The 21,508-nt window shown below is 73.2% G+C and carries 18 protein-coding genes; 5 read left to right on the top strand and 13 right to left on the bottom strand.

Features of this window, described 5'->3' with window-relative positions:
- The first annotated feature begins 428 nt into the window (after positions 1-428).
- Complete coding sequence (locus G401_RS0132550) at positions 429-3,275, top strand: AfsR/SARP family transcriptional regulator (protein ID WP_027345770.1); 2,847 nt, start codon at positions 429-431, stop codon at positions 3,273-3,275.
- Here the strand turns inward: G401_RS0132550 and G401_RS0132555 are convergent.
- From G401_RS0132555 to G401_RS0132590, 8 genes are all read right to left on the bottom strand, one after another.
- The gene (locus tag G401_RS0132555; RefSeq protein ID WP_027345771.1) at positions 3,262-4,050 is read right to left on the bottom strand and encodes an oxidoreductase; all 789 of its coding nucleotides are present in this window, start codon (positions 4,048-4,050) and stop codon (positions 3,262-3,264) included. The genes G401_RS0132550 and G401_RS0132555 overlap by 14 nt on opposite strands.
- Positions 4,051-4,196: 146 nt before the next feature.
- Positions 4,197-5,162, bottom strand: a complete 966-nt coding sequence (locus G401_RS0132560; protein ID WP_245601910.1) for an alpha/beta fold hydrolase — start codon at positions 5,160-5,162, stop codon at positions 4,197-4,199.
- On the bottom strand, positions 5,159-5,956 hold the full coding sequence (locus tag G401_RS0132565) for an alpha/beta hydrolase (RefSeq protein WP_027345773.1): 798 nt from the start codon (positions 5,954-5,956) through the stop codon (positions 5,159-5,161). The genes G401_RS0132560 and G401_RS0132565 overlap by 4 nt, the downstream gene beginning before the upstream one ends.
- A gap of 29 nt (positions 5,957-5,985) precedes the next feature.
- On the bottom strand, positions 5,986-6,822 hold the full coding sequence (locus tag G401_RS0132570) for an alpha/beta fold hydrolase (protein WP_027345774.1): 837 nt from the start codon (positions 6,820-6,822) through the stop codon (positions 5,986-5,988).
- Between the two features lie 14 nt (positions 6,823-6,836).
- A complete protein-coding gene (locus tag G401_RS0132575) occupies positions 6,837-7,571 on the bottom strand; it encodes an alpha/beta fold hydrolase (protein ID WP_027345775.1) in 735 nt (244 codons plus the stop codon).
- A gap of 156 nt (positions 7,572-7,727) precedes the next feature.
- Positions 7,728-8,903: a cytochrome P450 gene (locus G401_RS0132580; RefSeq protein ID WP_027345776.1), complete on the bottom strand. Its 1,176-nt coding sequence runs from the start codon at positions 8,901-8,903 to the stop codon at positions 7,728-7,730.
- A 52-nt stretch (positions 8,904-8,955) separates the two neighbouring features.
- Positions 8,956-10,065 carry a sensor histidine kinase gene (locus G401_RS0132585; protein ID WP_027345777.1) on the bottom strand — a complete coding sequence of 370 codons (1,110 nt, stop codon included), beginning with the start codon at positions 10,063-10,065 and terminating at the stop codon, positions 8,956-8,958.
- 1 nt (position 10,066) lies between these two features.
- Entirely contained in the window at positions 10,067-10,720 is a 654-nt protein-coding gene (locus tag G401_RS0132590; RefSeq protein ID WP_027345778.1) for a response regulator transcription factor, read from the bottom strand.
- Positions 10,721-10,906: 186 nt separating this feature from the next.
- Here G401_RS0132590 and G401_RS0132595 point away from each other — a divergent pair, with 186 nt between their 5' ends.
- Positions 10,907-11,752 (top strand): ABC transporter ATP-binding protein, encoded by an 846-nt coding sequence (locus G401_RS0132595; RefSeq protein WP_027345779.1) that lies wholly within the window; start codon positions 10,907-10,909, stop codon positions 11,750-11,752.
- Positions 11,749-12,741, top strand: a complete 993-nt coding sequence (locus G401_RS0132600; RefSeq protein ID WP_027345780.1) for a hypothetical protein — start codon at positions 11,749-11,751, stop codon at positions 12,739-12,741. Before G401_RS0132595 ends, G401_RS0132600 begins: the two co-directional genes overlap by 4 nt.
- Here G401_RS0132600 and G401_RS50035 read toward each other — a convergent pair.
- Positions 12,729-13,670 carry a DMT family transporter gene (locus G401_RS50035; RefSeq protein WP_051367474.1) on the bottom strand — a complete coding sequence of 314 codons (942 nt, stop codon included), beginning with the start codon at positions 13,668-13,670 and terminating at the stop codon, positions 12,729-12,731. The two genes, G401_RS0132600 and G401_RS50035, sit on opposite strands and share 13 nt — an antisense overlap.
- On the opposite strand from G401_RS50035, the gene G401_RS0132610 reads away from it, so the two are divergent.
- The gene (locus G401_RS0132610; RefSeq protein ID WP_027345781.1) at positions 13,669-15,096 is read left to right on the top strand and encodes an aminotransferase-like domain-containing protein; all 1,428 of its coding nucleotides are present in this window, start codon (positions 13,669-13,671) and stop codon (positions 15,094-15,096) included. The two genes, G401_RS50035 and G401_RS0132610, sit on opposite strands and share 2 nt — an antisense overlap.
- Before the next feature lie 154 nt (positions 15,097-15,250).
- Here G401_RS0132610 and G401_RS0132615 read toward each other — a convergent pair whose 3' ends face one another.
- From G401_RS0132615 to G401_RS0132630, 4 genes are all read right to left on the bottom strand, one after another.
- Positions 15,251-15,631, bottom strand: a complete 381-nt coding sequence (locus G401_RS0132615) for an MmcQ/YjbR family DNA-binding protein (RefSeq protein ID WP_027345782.1) — start codon at positions 15,629-15,631, stop codon at positions 15,251-15,253.
- Between the two features lie 156 nt (positions 15,632-15,787).
- Positions 15,788-16,225 carry an SRPBCC family protein gene (locus tag G401_RS0132620; RefSeq protein WP_027345783.1) on the bottom strand — a complete coding sequence of 146 codons (438 nt, stop codon included), beginning with the start codon at positions 16,223-16,225 and terminating at the stop codon, positions 15,788-15,790.
- Between the two features lie 10 nt (positions 16,226-16,235).
- Positions 16,236-17,489, bottom strand: a complete 1,254-nt coding sequence (locus G401_RS0132625) for a M24 family metallopeptidase (RefSeq protein WP_034593846.1) — start codon at positions 17,487-17,489, stop codon at positions 16,236-16,238.
- Positions 17,490-17,568: 79 nt separating this feature from the next.
- Entirely contained in the window at positions 17,569-20,295 is a 2,727-nt protein-coding gene (locus G401_RS0132630) for a helix-turn-helix transcriptional regulator (RefSeq protein ID WP_027345785.1), read from the bottom strand.
- Between the two features lie 192 nt (positions 20,296-20,487).
- On the opposite strand from G401_RS0132630, the gene G401_RS53655 reads away from it, so the two are divergent.
- Positions 20,488-21,417 carry an FkbM family methyltransferase gene (locus G401_RS53655; protein ID WP_051367475.1) on the top strand — a complete coding sequence of 310 codons (930 nt, stop codon included), beginning with the start codon at positions 20,488-20,490 and terminating at the stop codon, positions 21,415-21,417.
- Positions 21,418-21,508 lie beyond the last annotated feature (91 nt).

The raw sequence follows: 21,508 nt of genomic DNA on the forward strand, positions 1-21,508 counted from the left end.
CCGATTCTCTTGATCGAATACCGCTATCGTGGCAAGAGAGCGCTTTCATGCCGTATTGACGGTATTTGATCACGATGCTGGGGCCGGGACTGCCGTCATGGCGGTAAATGATCACCGGCCGCCGGGGTGTTCGGCTTGAGTGCAGGCGGCCCGATTCTTGCAGCTCCCCGGCTCTTGATCATGCAGGTGACGCGTACGCGGCAGGCCACGCCTCCAAGGGGCCGGGGCGCAGAAATACGTCATCTGACGTAGGCGAGCTCGCCGGTTGGTTGCCTAGCGTCGACACCGCGAGGTCACCGCGATCGTCCGCGATTTTCATCCGTACGCACACCGCGCCGGGACGCTTCGTCCCCGCGTACGCGTGATCGTGTTGGGCGGCGATCTGAGGTGACTCCAAGTCTGTTGCTGGATGAGGCGGTGGGGTTGTCATGTCACGGGACGAGCTGCGGTTCGCGGTGCTGGGACCGGTACGGGCGTGGCGCGGCGCCGAGGAGATCGATCTGGGGGCGCCGCAGCAGCGGGCTTTGCTGGCGTTGCTGGTCGCGCGGGCGGGTGAGCCGGTCAGCCTGGACCAGGCCGTGGATGTGCTCTGGGGAGTGGACCCGCCGGGCACCGCGGTGAACGTGGTACACCGGCACGTCGGTGTGCTGCGCCGGCTGCTGGAGCCGGATCTGGCGGTGCGGTCGGCGGGCCGGTGGCTGCTGCGTTCGGCCGGCGGCTACCGGCTGGACGTCGACGGCGACGTGGTCGACGTGCTGCGGTTCCGTGCGTTGAACCGGCAGGCGCGCCAGGCGTCCGACGCCGGCCGCGCCGCCACGCTGTACGCGGAGGCGCTGGAGCTGTGGCATGGCGTGTGCGCGGCGGGCCTGGACGCCGATGTCCGCGCGCACCCGGTTTTCGCGGCGCTGGAACGGGAGTACCTGGCCACGGCGAGGTACGCCGCCGAGGCGGGTGTCCAGGCCGGGCAGGTGCATCGGCTGCTGCCGCTGTTGCGGGAGGCCGCGGTGCGGGCCCCGCTCGACGAGCCGTTGCAGGCGGGTCTGGTGCTGGCGCTGGCGGCGGCCGGTCAGCAGGCCGAGGCGCTCGCCGTCGTTCAGCGGGTCCGCGAGCAGCTGGCCGACGATCTCGGTGTCGATCCGGGCGCCGAGCTGACCGCGGCGTACGCGGCGGTCCTGCGGCGTGACGCCGGGCGAACGGATGCCGCGGTCGCGCCGGTGCAACGGCCGAGGCCCGCGCAGCTGCCGGCGGATCCGGCGTCGTTCGTGGGCCGCCGGACGGAACTGGCCCGGGCGCTGTCGTTGCATGCCGGCGGTGACGCGGCGGCGACGGTGGTGATCGGTGCCGTGGGCGGCATGGCGGGGGTGGGGAAGACGACCCTCGCGGTGCACTGGGCGCATCAAGTCGCCGATCAGTTCGCCGACGGCCAGCTGTACGTGAATCTGCGCGGATTCTCGGCGGAGCCGGAGGTCATGCGTCCGGAGCAGGCGCTGCGCGGTTTCCTGGACGCGCTCGGCGTCGCCCCGCAGAACGTCCCGGTCGAGGTGGACGCCCAGGCGGCGCTCTATCGCAGCCTGCTGACCGGCCGCCGGATGCTGGTCCTGCTGGACAACGCCCGGGACGTCGAGCAGGTGCGGCCGCTGCTGCCGGGGGCGGGTGGCTGCCTCGCGATCGTCACCAGCCGCAACGCGATGACGGGGCTGGTCGCCGCCGAGGGCGCGCAGTCGCTGACGCTGGACGTGTGGCCCGCCGACCAGGCCCGTGACTTCCTCGCCCGCCGGCTCGGCGCCGACCGGGTGGCCGCGGAGCCCGAGGCCGTGGAGCACATCGTCACGCTGTGCGCCGGGCTGCCGCTGGCGCTGGCCATTGTGGCGGCCCGGGCCGTCACGAATCCCGCGTTTCCCCTGGCCGTCTCCGCGGCGGAGTTACGGGAGGCGCACGGCAGCCTCGAAGCGTTCAGCGGCGCCGACGCGGGTACCAACGTGCGGGCGACGTTCTCCTGGTCGTACCGGACGCTCAGCCCCGAGGCCGCGCGGCTGTTCCGGCTCCTGGGCACTCTGGCCGGACCGGATGTCGGCCTGGCCGCGGCGGCGAGCCTGGTCGGTGCGCCGGTCCGGCAGGTGCGGCCGCTGCTCGCCGAACTGACCGCGGCCCACCTGCTCCTGCAGCCCTCACCCGGCCGGTTCGGGTTCCATGAGCTGCTGGCGGCGTACGCGGCGGAGCTGGCCGAGACGGTCGACGGGGTGGCCGAGTCGGATCTCGCCGGCCGGCGGATCGTCGAGTACTACCTGCGCGCGGTGTCGCGGGCGGACCACCTGCTGCTGCCGAAGCGGATACCCGCGCGGCTCGACCGGCCGCCGGTCGACGGTCACGTCGTCGACGAGCCGATGGCGGATCAACCCGCGGCGCTGGCCTGGCTGACCGCCGAGCGGGCCGTGCTGACCGCGCTGATCGAACGGACCGCCCGGGACGGCCGGCATGTCGAGACGCGGTCCCTCGCCGACCGCCTGGACGCCTTCCTGCACCGGCAGGGGCACTGGCACGACTGGGTCGCGGCCCGCCGCCACGCGCTGCTCGCGACCGAGCGCGGCGCCGACCGGGCCGCCCTGGCCGGCGCGTACCGCGGCCTCGGGCACGCGCTGACCCAGGTGCGTCGTCACGACGAGGCACGTGCCCAGTTCACGCTCGCCCTGGCCGGTTTCGACGGCACCGGCGACCGCACGGAGCAGGGCCATGTCTACCGCGGGATCGCGCGCACCTACGTGCACGAGGGCCGGTACGCCGAGATGGTGCGCCATTGCGAGCTGGCCGGCGACCTCTACCGGGCCGACGGCAACGACAACGGGTACGCCAAGGCGCTCAACGAGGCCGGTTTCGGGTACGCGCACCTCGGCGACTTCGCCACGGCGCTGCGGAACTGCACGGCGGCGCTGGCGATCTTCGAGCGGCTCGGCGACCGGCACGGCCAGGCGGCCACATTGGACAGTATCGGCTACGCCCACCACCGTCTCGGTGATCACCGGGTCGCCATCGAGTTCCTCGGCCGCGCGCTGCAGATGTGTCGCGAGGTTGGCGAACGGTACGGCGAGGCCGAGACGCTGATGCACCTGGGCGACGCGTGGCAGGCCTACGCGGACGGCAGGGCCGCCGCGGAGCACTGGCGGGCGGCGGAGGCGATCCTCGTCGAGCTCGGCCATCCCGATCTTGAGCGGGTCCGGGCCAGTCTCGCCGCGGCCGCGCCGCCCGCGTACCAGGGGGCATTGGTCACAGGCTCGTGATCAGGCCGCCGTCGATGATGAAGTCGGCGCCGGTCACGTTTCCCGCTCGGCCGCCGGCCAGCAGCAGGACGAGGTCGGCCACCTCCTCCGGTCGGGTGAACCGGCCGGTCGCGGACTGCCCGGCGGCCTGCCGCGCCACCGCTTCCGGGTCACCGCCGCCTGCGCGGGCGACGGTCGCCGCGACGCCCTCGGTGCCCAGCCACAGTGATGTGCTGACCGGCCCGGGGCTGACGGTGTTGACGCGGATACCGCGCGGCCCCACCTCCTTCGACAACGCCTTGCTGAAACTCAGCAGGGCGGCCTTCGCGGCGCTGTAGTCGATGACGAGCGGATCGGGCAGCCGCGAGTTCACCGAGGCCACCGTCACGATGGTCCCCGCGCCCCGGTCGAGCAGGACGGGCAGGGCCGCGCGGGTGGTGCGTACTGCGGCGAGGAGGTTGATGGTCAGCGTCGAGATCCAGTCGTCGTCGGTGACGGACAGGAACCCGCCGGTACGCGGCTGAACGGCGCCGACGTTGTTGACCAGAATGTCGAGGCCGCCGGTGGCGGAGGTCGCCTCGGCCACCAGGGTCGCCGGGCCGTCCGGTGTGGACAGGTCGACCGCCACCGGGTGTACGCGCCCGTCGGCGGCGAGCTGGGCCAGTTCGGGGGTGACATGACGGGCCCCCGCGGTGACGTGGACGCCCTCGCCAGCCAGCGCCTTCGTGATCGCGAGTCCGATGCCCTTGCCCGCGCCGGTGACAATCGCGGTCTTGCCGGTCAGCTGCAAATCCATGACGAGTCCTTCTCGGTTGCTTCTCGTGTCCTTCTCGTGGGCCGGCCGGCCCCGCGGTGGCGTCGCCATGCCGGGGCCGGCCGGTGGTGCTCGGTCGGTGCTGCTCGCAGGGTGCTGCTCGGACGGTGGATCAGAGTGGCGGGCGCTCAGGCCAGGAAGGTGAGCAGGAGCCGGGTGAGTTCGGCCGGGTGCTCCTCGTAGATCCAGTGGCCGGAGTTCGCGATCACGGCGCCGGTGACGTTGGTCGCGTACTGCCTGACCTGGGTTTCCTCGGTGTCGCGCAGGCTGCCGTCGGCGCCGATGGCCAGCACCGGCATGGTGAGCTTGACCTCGGCGTACGTCAGGTTGTCGGCGATGTCGGCGGGGAAGGCCCGGAACCATCCGAAGCTCGCCTTCAGATGAGCGGGGTCGCGCAGGTACCGGGCGAACTCGCGGACCTCGACCGGCCCGATGGCGTTCTTCTGGACCTCGAGCGAGTCGGTGAACCGGTCCACCCACACCTCCTCCCGGCCCTGGACGAGTTGTTCGGGCAGGCCGTTGGTCAGGGAGAAGAAGCCGAAATGCCAGGCACCCGGGCCCTTGTCCGTCAGGGACGGGAAGGTGTACAGGTTCGCGTCCGGGATGGGCGCCTCGCTGAGCACCAGCTTGGTCACCTCACCCGGGTGGGCGGCGGCATAGGCGTACGCGACCATGGTGCCGATGTCGTGCCCGACCAGCCGGATGTCGTGGTTCAGGCCGAGCTTCACGAGCAGGCGGTGGATGTCGTCCGCCATGGTCTTCTTGTCGTAGCCGCCGGCCGGGGCGTCGCTGCCGCCGGCGCCGCGCAGGTCGGGCGCGATGACCGTGTAGTGCTTGGCCAGCTCCGGCAGCAGCCCCCGCCATTCGTACCAGGTCTGCGGGAAGCCGTGCACCAGAACCAGCGTCGGGCCGCTGCCGCCGCGTACGTAGTTGATCCCGACGGTGCCGACGGAGACCTTCTGCTCCGTGAAGCCGTACGGCACGCGGCGTTCGCGGCCGTCGTGGGCGGCAGCGGCCGCGGGCAGCAGGAACACGAGGGCCGCCGCCATCGCCAGCCACCGCAGCCGGCCGTGCCCGGCGAGACGGGTGCTCACAGCGACTGCTCCTGGAGCCACGCCAGGCACGCGTCGGCGACGTCGCGCCAGCCGCTGTCGATGGTCAGCGAATGCGCCCGGTCGGGGAACTCCAGGATGTCGTTGACCGTGCTGGCGTGCCGGTACTGCTTCAGCGTGGCGCGGGTGACGGACTCGGGCACCGTGTGGTCCTTGCCGCCCATGATCAGCAGCAGCGGGCCGCGGGATTCGTTGGCGGTGTCCACCTTGGCCGGCGAGTGCGGGTTGAAGTTGGCCGCCGCCGCCTCGAACAGCGGCTTGCCGGGCGCGGGGATCGTCCACCGCTCGTACAGCTCCTGCGACTCCGCTTCGGAGACGGCGTTGCCGAACGCGAACCGGAACTGCTCCTCGGTCAGCGAGACGGCCTTGTGCAGGTTGCCGGGGTTCTTGAACACCGGCAGCGTCGCCCGCAACGCGGACAGCGGCAGCGGCAGGACGCCCTTGATCTGAGCGGCGTCGATGGCGATCGCGGCGGCGGCCAGGTCGAGGCCGAGCAGCTTCTGGGCGATCATGCCGCCGAACGAGTGCCCGATGAGGATCGGCTTGGTGTCGAGCTGCTCGATGATGCCCGCGTAGTGCTGGACCACGTCGTCGATGCCGTGGTCGGCGAGGCGTTCGGGGTGGGCGCGGGTCTCCTCGACGGTGTCGGCGTCGCCCGGCCAGCCCGGCGCGGCCGGAGCGTAGCCCGCTTCGCGGAACAGGTCGGACCATGGCGTCCACGAGGTGGCGTGCAGCCACAGTCCGTGGATGAAGATGACCGGTGTCGGCGTGTGCATGGTTCTCTCCCAGGTGAGCGTGGCGACGGTCAGGCCGTGGCGCGGGCGGCGGCGCGGACGAGGTCCACGACGAGGTTGGGGTGGGTGACGAAATACGCGTGCGAGGCGCCGGGGATCTCCACCGTGTGCGAGCCGGCCCGGGCGGCCATGGCGCGCTGGGACGCCGGCGGGATCGCCTGGTCGGCGCCCGACACCGCGTACCACGACGGGATGCCGCGCCAGGCGGGCTCTCCCGAGGGCGTGTCCAGCGCGGTCAGCGTGACGGGGCGCTGGGTGGCCGCCATCGCCAGCGCCTGCGCGGCGCCGACCTCGCTGATGAACGCCCGGCGGAACTCCTCCGGCCGGATGGAGAGCTCCACGTCGGTGCCGCCGCCCGCGATCGGGATCTGCGTGGCGGCGACCACGTCCGGCAGGGAGCCGCCGGCGCTGAGGGCGAAGGCGGACTCGCCCGCGTCGGGGACGAACGCGGCGATGTACACCAGCGCCTTGACGTTCGGGTTCCCGGTCGCGGCGTTGGTGATCACCGCGCCGCCGTAGGAGTGCCCGACGAGGACGACCGGGCCGGTGATCGAGGCGAGCACGGCCGAGACGTACGCGGCGTCGGTGGTCAGCGCGCGCAGCGGATTGGCCACCGCGACGACCGGGAAGCCGTCGGCCTGCAGGCGCTGGACCGCGCCGGTCCAGCTCGACGCGTCGGCGAACGCGCCGTGCACGAGCACGACGGTCGGCCGGGCGCGCCCGGCGGCACCGGGGCCGGCCGCGGCGGCCGCCTGCGCGGGGGCGGCGGACGCGACGATGCCCAGGCTCGCGGCGGCCGACACAGTGGCGAGTCCGGTCAGGACGGTTCTTCGTGATGCGGTGTTCATAGCGGTATGCCCTTTCAACGAAGAGTCCGCGCGGCCGTGATGATCACGTCCGCGACGGCGGTGGGCTGGGAGACCATGACGGCGTGCGAACCGGCCGTCTCGGTGATGTGCGATCCGGCGCGCCGGGCCATGTGGCGCTGGGCGTCGACGTGGATGGCCTGGTCGTCGGTGGCCACGAGGTACCACGACGGCAGCCGCCGCCAGGCGGGTACGCCCGAGGCGTCGGCGAAACCGGCCGCCGCGATCGGCCGCTGGCTCGCGGCCATGACCGCCGCGTCCGCCGGGGCAACGTCGGCGGCGAAGACCGCCGGGAACCGGGCCCGGTCGACGCTCAGGTCGACGGCCTTGCCGCCGTCCGCGGCGCGTACCACGGTCTGGCGCAGCGCCGGCCCCATGAGCGTCGCCGGGAACCGCTCGCCGATCGAGGCGAGGCTCTCGCCTTCCTCGGGGGCGAACGCGGTGATGAACACCAGCCCGACCGCCTGGGGGAGCTCGGCGGCGGCGTTGCTGATCACCGCGCCGCCGTAGCTGTGCCCGACCAGCAGTACCGGGCCTTCGATGTCGGCGACCATGTCCGCCACGTATCCCGCGTCCGCGGCCAGTCCCCGCAGCGGGTTGGCGACGGCCCGCACGTCCAGGCCGGCCGCGTGCAGCTGCCCGACGACGGCCGACCAGCTCGACGCGTCCGCGAACGCGCCGTGCACCAGGACGGCCGTCAGCCCGCTCTCGGTGCCCTGTGATTGCGTCACTGCTTCCACCTCCGTATCGATGTCGCCGTACGGTAGGCAGGAGCGGGTGCGGGATCAGTGACGAAAGAGTGACGACGCCCCGACCAGGGCAGACATGCCGGAGAGAGGGCGAGGCGGTCCGCGCCGAGGGCGGCAACCCCGGTGAGCCGGGCGGCTCTACGCGGTGAGGACGGGCAGCGTGTCCGTGCCGTGCTGGACGAATCCCCGGGCGCCGTAGCGGAACGCGAGCGGCCTGTCCGGGTCCAGTCTCAGCCCGGGGCAGGCGTCCAGCAGGACCGACAGCGCGGCTCTGGCTTCGATGCGAGCCAAGGGGGCGCCGACGCAGTAGTGGGCGCCGATGCCGAAGCCGAGGTGGGTGCCGCGGCGACCCATGATGAACGACTCGGGTTCGGCGAAGGCGTCCGCGTCGAAGTGCGCCGCCGCGATGGCCAGGTACACCATGCCGCCCGCGGCGATGGGCGTACCGGCGATCTCGGTGTCGCGCAGGACCAGCCGGTAGAGTCCGGCCGTGGGGCTGGCCCACCGCAGCGCCTCGTCGAACGCGGCGTCCATGGTGGACGGATCGGCGCGTACGCGTCGCATGGCCTCGTCGTGCAGCAGCAGCGACACCAGGGTGCCCGCCAGCAGCTGGATGGTCGTCTCGAAGCCGCCCAGCAACAGCCCGACCACCGCGACGGTGACCGCCTCGGGGGTGTAGCCGCCTTCGTCGAGGTGCGCCTTGATGATCTCGCCGAGCAGGTTGTCGCCGGGCGTGACGCGTTCCCGCTCGACCAGACCCGTGATGTAGTCACTCATCTCCTGGAACGCGCGCCCGCCGGGTTCGGCGAACTCCGGGTTCATCGGCGAGGCCAGCCAGGCCATGACCTCGCGTACCCAGATCAGGCCCTGGTGGCCGAGGTCGTCGGGGACGCCGAGCAGGTTGAGGAAGACGGTCATCGGGTAGTACGCGATGGCCTCGCTCATCAGCTCGGCGCCGGGGCGGCCGGCGAGCGGCCGGAAGGTGCGCTCGGCGAGCGGGCGGACCATCTCGGCGTAGCGGCGGCTGGCGCTCGCGCTGAAGAAGCGGTTGTGGATCCGGCGCTGGCGGGAGTGCTCCTCGCCGTCCTGGGAGATCATGACGCCCGCCATCGGGCCCATGCCGTAGAACCGCGTGCTGAAGGTGGCCGTGTCCCGCAGGGCCGCGGCCACGTCGCGGTAGCGCAGCACGAGGGGAGCGCCCATGGCCTCGTCGAACACGACGGGCTGCTGCCTGCCGAGGAGGGCCAGCGCAGAGCCGAACCCCGCCGGCGAGGGCGAGCTGTTCGCGAAGGGGCTGTCGGCGCTCGCAATCATGCGGCCAGTTTAGATTTGTCGATTGATGATCGGCCCTGCCGATCGGGCCGTGTCACTCTCCGGGGTGGTCGCGGGCGGGAAAGGCGATCTGGACCTCCAGCCCCCCGCCCGGCCGCGCGTACGCGGTGAGCCGTGCTCCATGGGCGTCGGCGATGGCCCGCACGATCGACAGCCCGAGCCCGTGCCGCCCGTCGTCGGCGACCCGGTGCAGCCGCTGGAACGGTTCGAAGAGCCGCTCGACCTCGGCCGCCGGGATCACCGGTCCTGTGTTGGCGATGCTGAGCAGCGCGGTCCCGTCGCCGGTCCGGGTACCGAGGGAGATCGTGCCCGGGGAGACGTTGTAGTGCAGGGCGTTGTCGTACAGGTTGGCGAGCAGGCGGGCCAGCAGCGCCGGGTCGCCGGGCAGCCCGGCCGGCTCCAGGCTGGTCGTGACCGTCAGGCCGCGCCGTTGCGCCTCGGCGGCGCGTTCGGCCACGACCGGCCGGGCGATCTCGGCGAGGTCGACCGGCTCCGTCGGGCCGCGCCCGTGCTCGCTGCCGGCCAGGGTCAGCAGCGATTCCAGCAGGCGGCCGCGCCGGCGGTTCACGACGAGCAGCCGCTCGAAGTTCGCCCGGTAGTCCTCGGCCGTCGCCTGCGGGTCGATGAGCGGTTCTTCGAGGAGCGCGTGTTCGACCGTCAGCGGCGTACGCAGTTCGTGGGCGGCGTTGGCGACGAACCGCTTGTGCCCGTCGAGGGCCGCCTCCAGCCGGCCGAGCAGGCCGTCGATCGTGTCGGCGAGATCCTTGAACTCGTCCCGCGGGCCGCTCATCGCGAGCCGCCGGTGGATGTTCGAGCCGGAGATCTGCCGCAGGTCGGCGGTCATCGTACGGACCGGCCGCAGCGTACGCCCGGCGAACAGCCAGCCGAGCAGGAGCGAGACGGGAGCCATGACGGCCAGGGCGATGCCGGGGACGACGAGCATGTCGACGCGGAACGCCCGGTACGCGGCCGGGACCGCCGCGGGGACGCTGCCCGGGCCGCCCGGCGGGGCGGGCGCGTCGGCGGGCGGCAGGTCGCGGGCCAGGAAGTAGACCAGGGCCAGCAGGATGACGGCGGACAGCACGGACATCGCGCAGTAGAGCAGGGTGAACCGCCGCCGCAGCCGGTGGGTGGGGGTGCTCATCTCAGATCCGGTAGCCGGCGCGGGCGACGGTCTCGATCAGTGCGGGCTCGCCGAGTCTGGCGCGCAGCCGGTTGATGGTCGCCTTGACGGTGGTGGTGAACGGGTCGGCGGCTTCGTCCCAGACCCGGTCGAGGAGTTCCTCGGCGGAGATCACCCGGCCCCGGCCGGCGAGGAGGTATTCGAGGACGGCGAACTCCTTCGGGCTCAGCGTCAGCCGCTCGCCGGCCCGGGTGGCCGTCCGCTGCGCGGGATCCAACCGCAGATCCCCGTGCACGAGGACCGGCGGGACCGCCAGGCGGGTACGCCGTGCGACCGCGCGGATCCGGGCGACGAGTTCGGCGTACGCGAAGGGTTTGGGCAGGTAGTCGTCGGCGCCCAGGCCGAGGCCTTCGACCCGGTCGGCGACGGTGCCCGACGCGGTGAGCATCAGGACGCGGGCGGGGGCCTCGGCGGCGACGAGGGTGCGGCAGACGTCGTCGCCGTGCACGCCGGGCAGGTCCCGGTCGAGGACGACGACGTCGTAGTCGACGACGCCGGTGCGTTCGAGGGCGGCGCCACCGTCGTACGCGACGTCGACGGCCATGCCCTCGCGGCGCAGCACCCGGGCGACCGAGTCCGCCAGCTCGGTCTGGTCCTCGACCACCAGCACTCTCATCGTCCGAGGTTAACCGGCCCGCCGTCACAGCCCGGTCACAGCCGGGCGGACCTTCCTGTGACCGTCCGCCCGCTAGAACTGGCCCGGCAACCAACGGCACGGCAACGAGAGGCAAGCCACTGCACAGGCAGGCGCCAAATCAGGCAAGTACCAGATCAGGCAAGCACCAGACTTGGAGGGGACGACATGACGCCGGTCATTGAGACGGCGGGACTGACCAAGCGCTACCGGCACACGACGGCGCTGGCCGACTGTTCGGTACGCGTACCGGCCGGGCGGATCGTGGGGCTGGTCGGGCCGAACGGGGCGGGCAAGACGACGCTGCTCGGGCTGACCTGCGGGCTGATCGCGCCGACGGCCGGGACGATCTCCGTTCTCGGGGACCGCCCGGCGGCCGGGGCGGCCCAGCTGGCCCGGGTCGGCTTCGTGGCCCAGGACGCCCCCGCGTACGCGACGCTGTCGGTCGCCGACCATCTGCGGCTCGGGGCCCGGTTGAACCCGCGCTGGGACATGCCGCTGGCCGAGGGGCGCGTCCGGCGGCTCGGCCTGGACCCGGCGCAGAAGGCCGGGCGGCTGTCGGGCGGCCAGCGGGCCCAGCTCGCGCTGACGGTCGCCGCCGCGAAACGGGCCGAGCTGCTCATCCTCGACGAGCCGGTCGCGGCACTGGATCCATTGGCCCGCAACGCTTTCCTGCGCGACCTGGGGGAGTTCGCGGCGGAGCTGGGGGTCACCGTCGTGCTGTCCTCGCACCTGCTCGGCGACGTCGAGCGGGTCTGCGACCACCTCATCGTGCTCGCCGCCGGACGGGTACAGCTCGCCGGCGACGTCGCCGACCTGCTCGCGGTCCACTACCGGCTGACCGGCGACCCCGCCGGCCTGCCCGCGGTCGCCGAGGTCGTCCACGCCGAGACCACCGGACGCGACCGGACCGCGATCGTCCGCTCACCAGAGCCCGTCCCCGGCGCCGAGCGCGCGTCGCTGGAGGACGTCGGGCTCGCGTACATGACCCGGGCACTGGAGGGACACCGATGATCTGGCTCACCTGGCGGCAGTTTCGCACCCAGTCCCTGGTCGCGCTGGGGTCGCTCGCCGCGCTGGCCGGCTACCTCGTGCTCCTCGCCCTGCAGTCCAGGCACGCGTACGCGACGGACATCGTGAACTGCGTACCGGCGGAGTGCGCGAGTGCCCGGCGGGCGTTCGCCGAATCGTTCGGCGGCCAGTTCACCGTTCTCGGCGGGCTGCTGGTGGTCGTGCCGGGGCTCATCGGGATCTTCTGGGGCGCCCCGCTCATCGCCCGGGAACTGGAGGAGAAGACCGACCGGCTCGTCTGGAACCAGAGCGTTCCGCGTACGCGCTGGCTCGCCGTGAAACTCGGCCTCCTCACGGTGGCCGCCGCGGCCGTCGCCGGGGTGTTCAGCCTCCTGCTGACCTGGAGCGCCAGCCGGTACGACCTGGTGATGGGCGAGCGGTTCGGCGTGCTCAACTTCGCCGCCCGCAACCTCGTCCCGGCCGGGTACGCGGCGTTCGCCTTCGTCCTCGGCGCGGTCGCGGGGCTGCTGGTGCGGCGTACGCTGCCGGCCATGGCGATCACCCTCGCGGTGTTCGCCGCGGCCCAGATCCTGATGCCGTCCCTGGTACGCGCCCATCTGATGCCCCCGGTGTCGGCGACGGTGACGTTCACCGAGGACACGATGGCGCGCTCCGATCTGATGGGCGTGAGCGACACCCGGGCGTGGATCGACGGGTACACGATGCCGGGCGCCTGGTCGCTGTCGTCCCGCAGCCAGATCTTCAACGCCGACGGCAGCGCCTTCACCGCGCAGCAGGCGCATCAGTGCGACGGGAACGGTCCGCAGGAGACCATGGCCTGCACCGCCCGGTTGAACCTGCACTTCGGCTACACGTACCAGCCCGCCGACCGGTACTGGCGGTTCCAGTGGATCGAGCTGGCGCTGTTCGGCGGGCTGACCGTGCTGCTGGCCGGGGTCGGGTTCTGGGCGATCCGCCGCTACTCCGGCTGAGGCGGGCGGATCGGGGCCGGCGTCGCGCGTACACCTGAGGCTGTTCGCTGCAGGACCACGACGCAGACGAGGACGATCATGGCCGTCACCACCGCCGCGGGGGTGACGGCCTCGCCCAGCAGCAGCGCCGACCAGCAGAGGGTGATCAGCGGCTGGGCGAGCTGGATCTGGCCGACCCGCGCGACGCCGCCGCGGGCGAGGCCGCCGTACCAGGCGAAGAAGCCCAGGAACATCGACACCCCGCTCACGTACGCGAACGCCGCCCACCCGCCGCCGCCGGTGTGCGGCGGGTGGGCGAGCGCGGAGGCGACCGTGATCGGCAGGCTGACCGGCAGCGCGACGATCAACGCCCAGCAGATGGTGCGTGCGCCGCCGAGGTCGCGGGCGAGCGCGCCGCCCTCGGCGTAGCCGAGTCCACACAGGACGTTCGCCGCGAGCAGGAACAGGTCGGCGCGGGTGAGTGACCCGCGGACGCTGCCCAGCAGGATCAGGAACGTCAGGACGGCCGCGACTCCGGTGAGGCTGGCCAGCCAGAACGGCCAGCGGGGGCGTTCGCCGGCGCGCAGCACCGCGAAGATCGCGGTGGAGGCCGGCAGCACGGTGACGACGACCGCGCCGTGCGCGGCGGTCTGCGTGGTCAACGCGAGCGACGTGAACAGCGGGAACCCGACCACCACACCGACCGCCACGATCGCGAGCCGCCACACCTGCGTACGCGTCGGCCGCTGGGCCCGCACGGCGAGCAGGTAGGCCGCGGCGAGGCCGGCCGCGACGACGGCCCGGCCGAACGCGACGAACCACGGGTCGAGATCGCGTACGGCGACCCTGGTCATCGGCAGGCTCATGCTGAAGGCGAGCACGCCCAGCAGGCCGAGGAGCAGGCCCGCCGTTATCGCCGGCGGCGCGGTAACGTTACTCTTGGCTCTCATGAATGACGGTAACGCACGGGACCGCGTTATCCAAGATCTCCGTACGCGGGTGGCCGGGTCCGGCGTCGGCGCGCGCCTGCCGTCGGTGCGGGAGCTGACCGCCCGGCATCAGGCGTCACCGGTCACCGTGGCCGCGGCGATCCGGCAACTGGTGGCCGAAGGCCTGGTGGAGGCACGCCCGGGCCAGGGAACCTTCGTCTCCGGTGCCCCAAGCCCCGGCCGGTCGGGTACGCCGGAGTTCTCGTGGCAGACCGTCGCGCTGGGGGAGCGGCGGGCGGGCGAGGACGAACTGCGCGCGTTGCTCGCGTTACCGCCCGCCGGAGCGATCCCGCTCTCCGGCGGCTACCTGGACGTCGAGCTGCAACCGACCGCCGCGCTGGGCGCCGCGCTCGCCCGGGCCGCGCGGCAGCCCGCCTCCTGGGCCCGCGGTCCGGTCGAAGGGCGGCCCGACCTGCGCGCCTGGTTCGCGCGCTCCACCGGCTCCGCCGCCGCTTCCGGGGGCGCGGGCGGCCTGCGGGAGGACGACATGCTCCTGTGCGCGGGCGGCCAGGCAGCGCTGTCCACCGTGGTGCGGGCGCTCACGTCCCCCGGTGACACGCTGCTCGTCGAATCGCCCACGTATCTCGGGATCCTCGCCCTCGCCCGCTCCGCCGGGCTGCGGGTCGTCCCGGTGCCGGCCGACGCGGACGGCGTACGGCCCGATCAGCTGGAGGCCGCCCTCGCGTACACGGGGGCGCGGCTCTTCTACTGCCAACCGTTGTACGCCAACCCTTCCGGGGCCACCCTCGCGCCCGGCCGCCGGGCCTCGGTCCTCGCAGCGGTACGCGCGGCCGGCGCCTTCCTCATCGAGGACGACTACGCCCGCGACCTGACGATCGACGGGGAGGCTCCGCCACCGCTGGCCGCCGACGACCCGGACGGGCACGTCATCCACATCCGGTCACTGACGAAATCGGCGGCGCCGGGGCTGCGTATCGCCGCTCTGGGCGCGCGCGGCCCGGCCGGTGCCCGGCTGCGGTCGGCCCGGCTGGTCGACGACTTCTTCGTGGCCGGGCCGCTGCAGCAGGCGACCCTCGAACTGGTCACCTCGCCGGGCTGGGACCGGCACCGCCGGGCGTTGCGGGCGGCTCTGCGTACGCGCCGGGACGCGCTGGCGTCGGCGCTGGCCCGCCACCTTCCCGACCTCGTCCCCTCGGTGTTGCCCCGGGGCGGACTGCACCTCTGGGTACGCCTTCCCGACGGCACCGACGACATCGGACTCTCGGCCGCCGCGGCAGCGGAAGGAGTGATCGTCTTCCCCGGCAGGCCGTGGTATCCCGCCGAACCGCAAGCGCCCCATCTCCGCCTCACGTACGCGGCCGCGGCCCCGGACCTCATCGAGGAAGGAGTACGGCGGTTGGCCCGCGCCATGGCGAAGACGTCATGATCAAGGCCCGCCCGGCGACGGTGAAGGATGCGTCGCCCCACTCACCTGGCAGTGGAGGCTCCGGAGCGAAGCGGAGAAGCCGGAACGGTCTCCCGCGCGAGGAGCGGAGGTGAGATCGACGAACCCGGGACATGATCTTGATCTTGATCGATTTTCACTGCCCGAATTGGCCAGGGTCGAGGTCGGCGGCGAGTTCGGCCGGCGCTCTCATCCGCCAGGCGTCGACGACGAGTTCGGCCAGCCGCTCCTCGCTGAGCCGTTCCAGCCGGGCCAGGACGAGCGGCAGCCCGTCGTAGGACTCGGTGGTGAAGAACAGTTCCGGCTCGCCGAGCAGCAGCGCCTGCTTCTCGGCCTCGTCCCCGACGTAGAGGACGGCGATGTCGGTGCGGATGACCCGCGGCTTGCCCGGATGCCGTTCGGGATACGACCAGACGAACCCCTTGTCGCCGACCCGGAAGTCGAAGCCCTCGCTGTCGATCTCGACGACGTGGGGCAGGGCGAGGGCCAGGCGGCGGACGTCGTCGGCGTCAGCCATGGCGGCCTCGTCGGTGGGTCGGCGGATTTCGCACGCCGTCCAGGGTACGGGCTGACGCCCTGCCTGCGCGGCAGCAGGCGGCAGGCGAACTCAGACGCCGCGACGCCCGCCGGCCGGTACCGCCGGAGCGTACCGATCGGCGGCCGCCGCACCTCTTCACCCCCGGGCCGACAGCAGGTCGCCGAGCCGCTGGAACATGTCCGGGACCTGCTTGCCCAGCTGCGCCTTGACGAGGTGCTCGGCGAGCTTGGGCACCCCGTCGAGTTCCAGCCGGAACGTCAGCCGGCTGCCGTGGGCGCCGTCCGGGCCGACCGCGTACGCCTGGGTGACGGCGGGCTGCGCGCCGGGGTCGGTCCGCAGGGTGATCCGCTCGCCGGGCGCGTAGTCGGTGACGGTGAGGGCGACCTCGGTACGCCGGCCCATCACCTTGCGGGTCTGGATCAGCCGGGTGCCGATGCCGACCGGCGCGGTGTCCAGGCCGGACACTTCGAGGACGTCCTTCTGCCAGGCGGGATAGCCGGCCAGGTCGGTGAGGGCGGCCACGACCGTCTCCGGATCGCTGAGGTACGTGGTGTCGTGCTCGACGACGATCATGTGCGGGCTCCTACCTGGTGGCGTACAGGAGTTGGGCGGTGAGGGGGTTGAGCTCGACGGGCGCGTCGTCGCCGATGACGACGGTGCCGCCGAGGTTCGCGAGCCGGCCGTTGACGACGGCGTTGGGTTCGAACGCGAAGGTCATGCCGGGGGCGAGCGGGAGTTCGCCGCCCATGGTGGGGACGTCGAACAGGCGGCCGTAGGCGCGGGCCTCGGGCATGCGGCGCAGGCCGGAGCCGAAGCCGCAGACGGGCCCCATCGGGTTGAGCGAGTGGATCAGCGGGTGGACGTTCCACGCGCCGGCGTCGCGCAGCGGTGCCTGCATCGCCTCGACGATGTCGCCGAACGTGTTGCCGGGCCGGGCGACGGCGAGTCCGGCGTCGTAGCCGGCCCGGGCGATCTCGGCGGCGGCCTTGATGTCGGGGTGGGGTTCGCCGACGGCGATCGCGACCTGGTGCTGGGTCTCCTTCATCCCGAACCGGCAGAACACCTCGGCCATGATCACGTCGCCGTCGGCGAGGACGCGCGGGGCCTGCGGGCGGTAGGACCAGACGGGCGGGCCCCAGGAGATGAAGCCGGGGCCGGTCGACAGCAGCATGCCCGGCGCCGCGACGCCGAGGCGGAACGCGGCCGCCATCCCGGCTGCGTAGACGTCGGCTTCGCTGACGCCCGGCCCGGCGGCGGCGCGCATCGCCTCGGCCATCGCGTCGCCGGCCGCGGCCGAGTACCGGATCACCGCGAGTTCCTCGTCGGACTGGCAGACGGTGGCGAACAGGTAGCCCAGGCCGACCGGTACGAAGGTGGCCTCCGGCAGCTCGGCGAGCACCTCCGTCCACATGCGATAGGGCAGGATCGGGTTGATGTGGAACGGGGGGTAGGGGTCGAGGCCGAGGACGCCGACGGAGGCCGCCTCCAGCCGGTGCTCCCGCAGCACCTCGACGAGGCCGGCGGCGTTCTTCGCGACCCGGATGCGGTCCGGGGCGATCCACAGGTCGTCGCCGCGCCGGGCGGCCTCGATGTGGTCGGTGATCGGCAGGTTCGACCAGGTGAGCTGGATCGGGTCGGCGTCCCGGCAGAAGACGACGATGGAGCCGGGGCGGTCGTTGGTGAAGTACGCGTCGGGCGCGAACGGGGCGAGGTCGGCGCATTCGTGCTCGCCGTAGGCGATGAGCGCGTCGAGCCCTTCGGCGGCCATGATGTCGCGGGCCAGGGTCCAGCGGCGGTCCCGCTCGGCCAGGCTGTACCGGGGTACGGAACTGATCATGTGGTCGACGGTAGGGATCGGCGGCCTGCCGGCGCGTCTGTCGCGTGACGGTACGCCGGTCGCGCGGGACGGGCCGCGCTTAGGTCATCGGCTCCGCCCGTATCAGTACCGCCGCGAGATCGGCCCTCGAAGCGACGCCGAGCTTCGGGTACGCCTTGTACAAATGGTAGCCAACCGTACGCGGGCTGAGGAACAGCTGGGCGGCGATGTCGCGATTGGACAGTCCGTTCGCGGCCAGCCGGACGACCTGCCGTTCCTGCGGTGTCAACGCCGTCAGCGGATCGGCGTTCGCGTCGCCTGCGGATCGCGGGGCGTACCCGGCGGCGCGCAGCTCGTCCCCGGCGCGGGTCTGCCAGCCGGCGGCCGCGAGCCGGTGGAACATCTCGTCGGCGGCGGTCAGCTGGACGGCCGCCTCGGCCCGCCGTTGCCGCCGCCGCAGCCATTCGCCGTACAGCAGGCGGGTACGGGCGTGCTCGATCGGGTACGCGTCGGCCGCGTGCAGCGCGAGCGCGCGTTCGTAGTGCGGTTCGGGGTCCGCCGCGAGCAGCGCCGCGCAGCGTTCGGCCACGGCCAGCGCCCACGGCTGCCGTGTCGCCTGCGCCCAGGCGGTGAACGTGGCGGCGGCCTCGCCCGCCTGTTCGGGGCGGCCGAGGCGGCCGGCGGCTTCGACGAGGTCGGGAAGCGTGTACAGCTGGAGGCTGACGCTGTGCCGGGCCGGACCGCCGGCCGCCGCCAGCAGACGGTCGAGCGCGCTGTCGTAGCGGCCCTGCTGCAGGTCGAGAATGGTCAGGGCGTGTTCGGCCCAGCCGGTGGCGGAGGCCCACTGCCGCTGCCCGGACGCGGCCAGGGCCTGCCGGGCGGCGGTCCGGGCGGCCTCGTCCCGGCCGTGGACGGCGTGCATCCAGGCGGTCAGCCCGGTCAGGTGGCCGCGGCGGTGGTGCTGGCGGGTGTCGGTGGCGATGCGCAGGGCTTCGTCCCGGGCGGCGAGGGCCTCCTCGGGTTCACCCAGCAGCTGGTGGGCGACGGCCAGCAGGCCCAGCGGCTGGGGCAGCAGCGTCGCCCGGCCGTCCCGGTAGCAGTCGGCGACCAGGACGGTGGCGAGCTCGCGGACCCGCCGGTGGTCGCCGAGCAGCAGAGCGGCGTGGGCGGCGGCCAGGCGCTGCGGCACCGGCACCCGCGGGTCGTCGGCCGCGTCCACATAGGCCGCCAGGTCGGCGACGGCGGCGGCCGGATCCCCGGCGGCGGCCCGGCGCAGACCGGCGACCAGCCCGGTCAGCGGCCCGCCGGCCGACTGCGCCAACCGGTCGAGGATCTCCAGCTGCTCGGAGCCGTGCGGGCCGCTCCAGGCGTACACGGCGGCGCGGGCGACGACCGAGGCCAGGAAGTCCGGCATCCCGGCGGCGGCCGGGACCGCGTCGTCGACGAGGATGCGCGCCGCGGCGAGGGGCGTGCCGCGTTCGAACTCCAGCAGTGCCCGGACCCCGGCCAGCCGCCGGATCGACGCCGGGTCGCCGTCGTGTCGGCCGGCCCGCCGGGCCAGCTCCTCGGACCGTTCCAGCTGGCCGGCCTCCAGCGCGGTGGCGGCCGCGTACCCGAGCCGCCGGAACCGGTCCACGGATGCGCCGGACAGGGTGGCGGCGCGCTCCGCCGTGGACGACGCGATGGACAGCGCCGCCCGCAGATCGGCCCGTTCGCACACCCCGTCGAGGGCCTCGGCCAGCTCGTCGTCGACACCGGTCGTGGCCGCGGCCCGGTGCAGCAGGCCACGGTCGCCGCCGGCGGTCTCGGCGAGCGCCCGGTGGGCGTCGACGCGTTCCTTGATGTCGGCGCCGACCTGGGCCGCGACCCGGACCAGCGGATGCCACAAGGCGATCCGCGCGTCGTCGGTCCGGATCAGCCGGGCCTGTTCCAGGAGCGCGAAGTCGTCGAGCGTGCCACCGGCCACCGCGGCAGCTGCCAGGATCGAGGGCCGGTCGTCGTCGCCCGCCACCGCCGTGACGAGCAGGCACCTGCGGGCCGCGGGCGGCAACGCCGAGATCCGGTCGCGGAAGCCGCGCAGCACCCGGCTGGGCAGCGTACCGGGTTCCACGAACGCCGGGGTCAGGGCCGCGAATCCGCCGGCCCGCTGCTCGGGGGTCAGCGACCGCGGCAGCTCCAGCAGCGCGAGCGGGTTGCCCTCCGCCTCCCTCAGCATCTGATCGCGTACGCCGAGCGCGAGGTCGGCGCTGTGTTCGGCGAGCAGCTGTTCGGCGGCGTCCGCGGGCAGTCCGGTCAGGTGCAGCTCGGGCAGTCCCGGCGTCTCGGTGAACCCGCCGTCGTCGCGGGCGGCGAAGACCACCGCGACCGGTTCGGCGTGCAGCCGGCGTACGGCGAACAGCAGCGCGTCGGCGGACTCGCGGTCCAGCCATTGGGCGTCGTCGACCAGGCACAGCAGCGGCCGGTCGGCGGACAGGTCGGCGAGCAGGGTCAGCACGCCCAGGCCGACCTGGAACCGGTTGGCGGCGTCGGCCGACAGCCCCAGCGCGCCGCGCATCGCCGTGCGCTGGGCCGGCGGGAGGGTGTCGATCCGGTCGAGGACCGGGCGCAGCAGCAGGTGCGCCGCGGCGTACGGCAGCTCCGCCTCGGTCGGCACGCCGGTGACCCGCAGCACGGCCAGGCCGGTCGCGGCGGTCTCGGCGAGGTCGTCGAGCAGGGCGGTCTTGCCGATGCCCGGCGCGCCGCGGACGACCAGGGCGGCGGACCGGCCGGCGCGGACGTCGCCGAGCACGGCCCGCAGCCGCGCACGTTCCTCGTCGCGTCCGCGCAAGGGCCCACCTCCAAGATCCGCGTGCGATGGTACGCGCCCGCGAGACCGGTTCGCGTTCCGCGGAAGACGACGCCCGGGCGACCGCGCATCCACTGTGGATGACGCGTCGGACCTGCGTGTTTGCGCGTTTCCCGGGTCGGGTCCGGGCATAATCCTCTGCGCGAGGTGACGCAATCGACTCCAGGGGGATGGATGCTCGCACGACGGGCGGTTCACGCGGCGGTCCTCGGGGCGCGGAAGCTGCTGTGGGGGACTCCGATCAGCCGCCTCGCGGTGACCGAGCGCCTCTACCGGGCGGCGATCCGGGCCATGTACGGCAGCGGTGAACGTGAAGCCCTCTACAAGGGACACCGTCTCACCGTCCCGTGCGCGGACGCGACGATCGTGCCGGGCATCCTCGGCGGCTACTACGAGTCGCTGGAGCTGGACATCTTCGCCGAGGCGTGCCGGGACGCGGCCACGGTCCTCGACGTCGGCGCGAACCTGGGCCTGTACGCGGTCCACGCCGCCCGCCACGCCCGCCCGGGTGCCCAGGTGCACTGCTTCGAACCGGTGCCGGCGAACGTGGAGCGGCTGCGGCGCAACCTGGCCGCCAACGGCGCGACGGCGATCGTCCACGAGGCCGCCGTCGGGGCGCGGCCCGGTTCGCTGGACCTGTTCCTGGCCCGCCACAACGTCGGTACCCATTCCGCGTCGGCGGAACTCAGCGGCGGTGCGGTCCGTTGCACCGTACCGATGATCACGGTGGACGGCGTGGCGGCCGATCTGCCCCGGGTGGACATCCTGAAGATCGACATCGAGGGCTACGACGGGTACGCGCTGCGGGGCGCCGCGGGCACGATCGAGCGGGACCGCCCGACCCTGTTCCTGGAGTACTCGCCCCGGGCGCTGCGCGCGTGCGGATTCGATCCGGCCGACTTCGCCGGGCCGCTGCGCGGGTACGCGTACTGCCTGGCGGTCGACGAGATCGGCCGGACCGTGCACGTGCTGGACGTCGACGGCCTGGACGACGTCCCGGCGCGGGCGGCGAATCTCGTGGTGACCGACGACGCCGATCTCGTCGGCCGGGCGCTGGCCCTGGCCGGATCGGCGCGGAAGGTGGACACGCCGATCACGCGGTAAGGATAGAAAAAACCCGTATTGCCCGATATCGCACCCGATTCCGCTACAGTACGTGTTGGTGCGAATACAGACAATACGGGGGTTTTCATGA

The organism is Hamadaea tsunoensis DSM 44101, from assembly GCF_000428945.1.
GTDB lineage: Bacteria > Actinomycetota > Actinomycetes > Mycobacteriales > Micromonosporaceae > Hamadaea > Hamadaea tsunoensis.

What these genes read in the sequence shown, in the direction of transcription:
- G401_RS0132550 (WP_027345770.1), top strand. Translation starts at nt 429, where the DNA reads ATGTCACGGGACGAGCTGCGGTTCGCGGTGCTGGGACCGGTACGGGCG.
- G401_RS0132555 (WP_027345771.1), bottom strand. Translation starts at nt 4,050, where the DNA reads ATGGATTTGCAGCTGACCGGCAAGACCGCGATTGTCACCGGCGCGGGC.
- G401_RS0132565 (WP_027345773.1), bottom strand. Translation starts at nt 5,956, where the DNA reads ATGCACACGCCGACACCGGTCATCTTCATCCACGGACTGTGGCTGCAC.
- G401_RS0132570 (WP_027345774.1), bottom strand. Translation starts at nt 6,822, where the DNA reads ATGAACACCGCATCACGAAGAACCGTCCTGACCGGACTCGCCACTGTG.
- G401_RS0132580 (WP_027345776.1), bottom strand. Translation starts at nt 8,903, where the DNA reads ATGATTGCGAGCGCCGACAGCCCCTTCGCGAACAGCTCGCCCTCGCCG.
- G401_RS0132585 (WP_027345777.1), bottom strand. Translation starts at nt 10,065, where the DNA reads ATGAGCACCCCCACCCACCGGCTGCGGCGGCGGTTCACCCTGCTCTAC.
- G401_RS0132590 (WP_027345778.1), bottom strand. Translation starts at nt 10,720, where the DNA reads ATGAGAGTGCTGGTGGTCGAGGACCAGACCGAGCTGGCGGACTCGGTC.
- G401_RS0132595 (WP_027345779.1), top strand. Translation starts at nt 10,907, where the DNA reads ATGACGCCGGTCATTGAGACGGCGGGACTGACCAAGCGCTACCGGCAC.
- G401_RS0132600 (WP_027345780.1), top strand. Translation starts at nt 11,749, where the DNA reads ATGATCTGGCTCACCTGGCGGCAGTTTCGCACCCAGTCCCTGGTCGCG.
- G401_RS0132610 (WP_027345781.1), top strand. Translation starts at nt 13,669, where the DNA reads ATGAATGACGGTAACGCACGGGACCGCGTTATCCAAGATCTCCGTACG.
- G401_RS50035 (WP_051367474.1), bottom strand. Translation starts at nt 13,670, where the DNA reads ATGAGAGCCAAGAGTAACGTTACCGCGCCGCCGGCGATAACGGCGGGC.
- G401_RS0132615 (WP_027345782.1), bottom strand. Translation starts at nt 15,631, where the DNA reads ATGGCTGACGCCGACGACGTCCGCCGCCTGGCCCTCGCCCTGCCCCAC.
- G401_RS0132620 (WP_027345783.1), bottom strand. Translation starts at nt 16,225, where the DNA reads ATGATCGTCGTCGAGCACGACACCACGTACCTCAGCGATCCGGAGACG.
- G401_RS0132625 (WP_034593846.1), bottom strand. Translation starts at nt 17,489, where the DNA reads ATGATCAGTTCCGTACCCCGGTACAGCCTGGCCGAGCGGGACCGCCGC.
- G401_RS53655 (WP_051367475.1), top strand. Translation starts at nt 20,488, where the DNA reads ATGCTCGCACGACGGGCGGTTCACGCGGCGGTCCTCGGGGCGCGGAAG.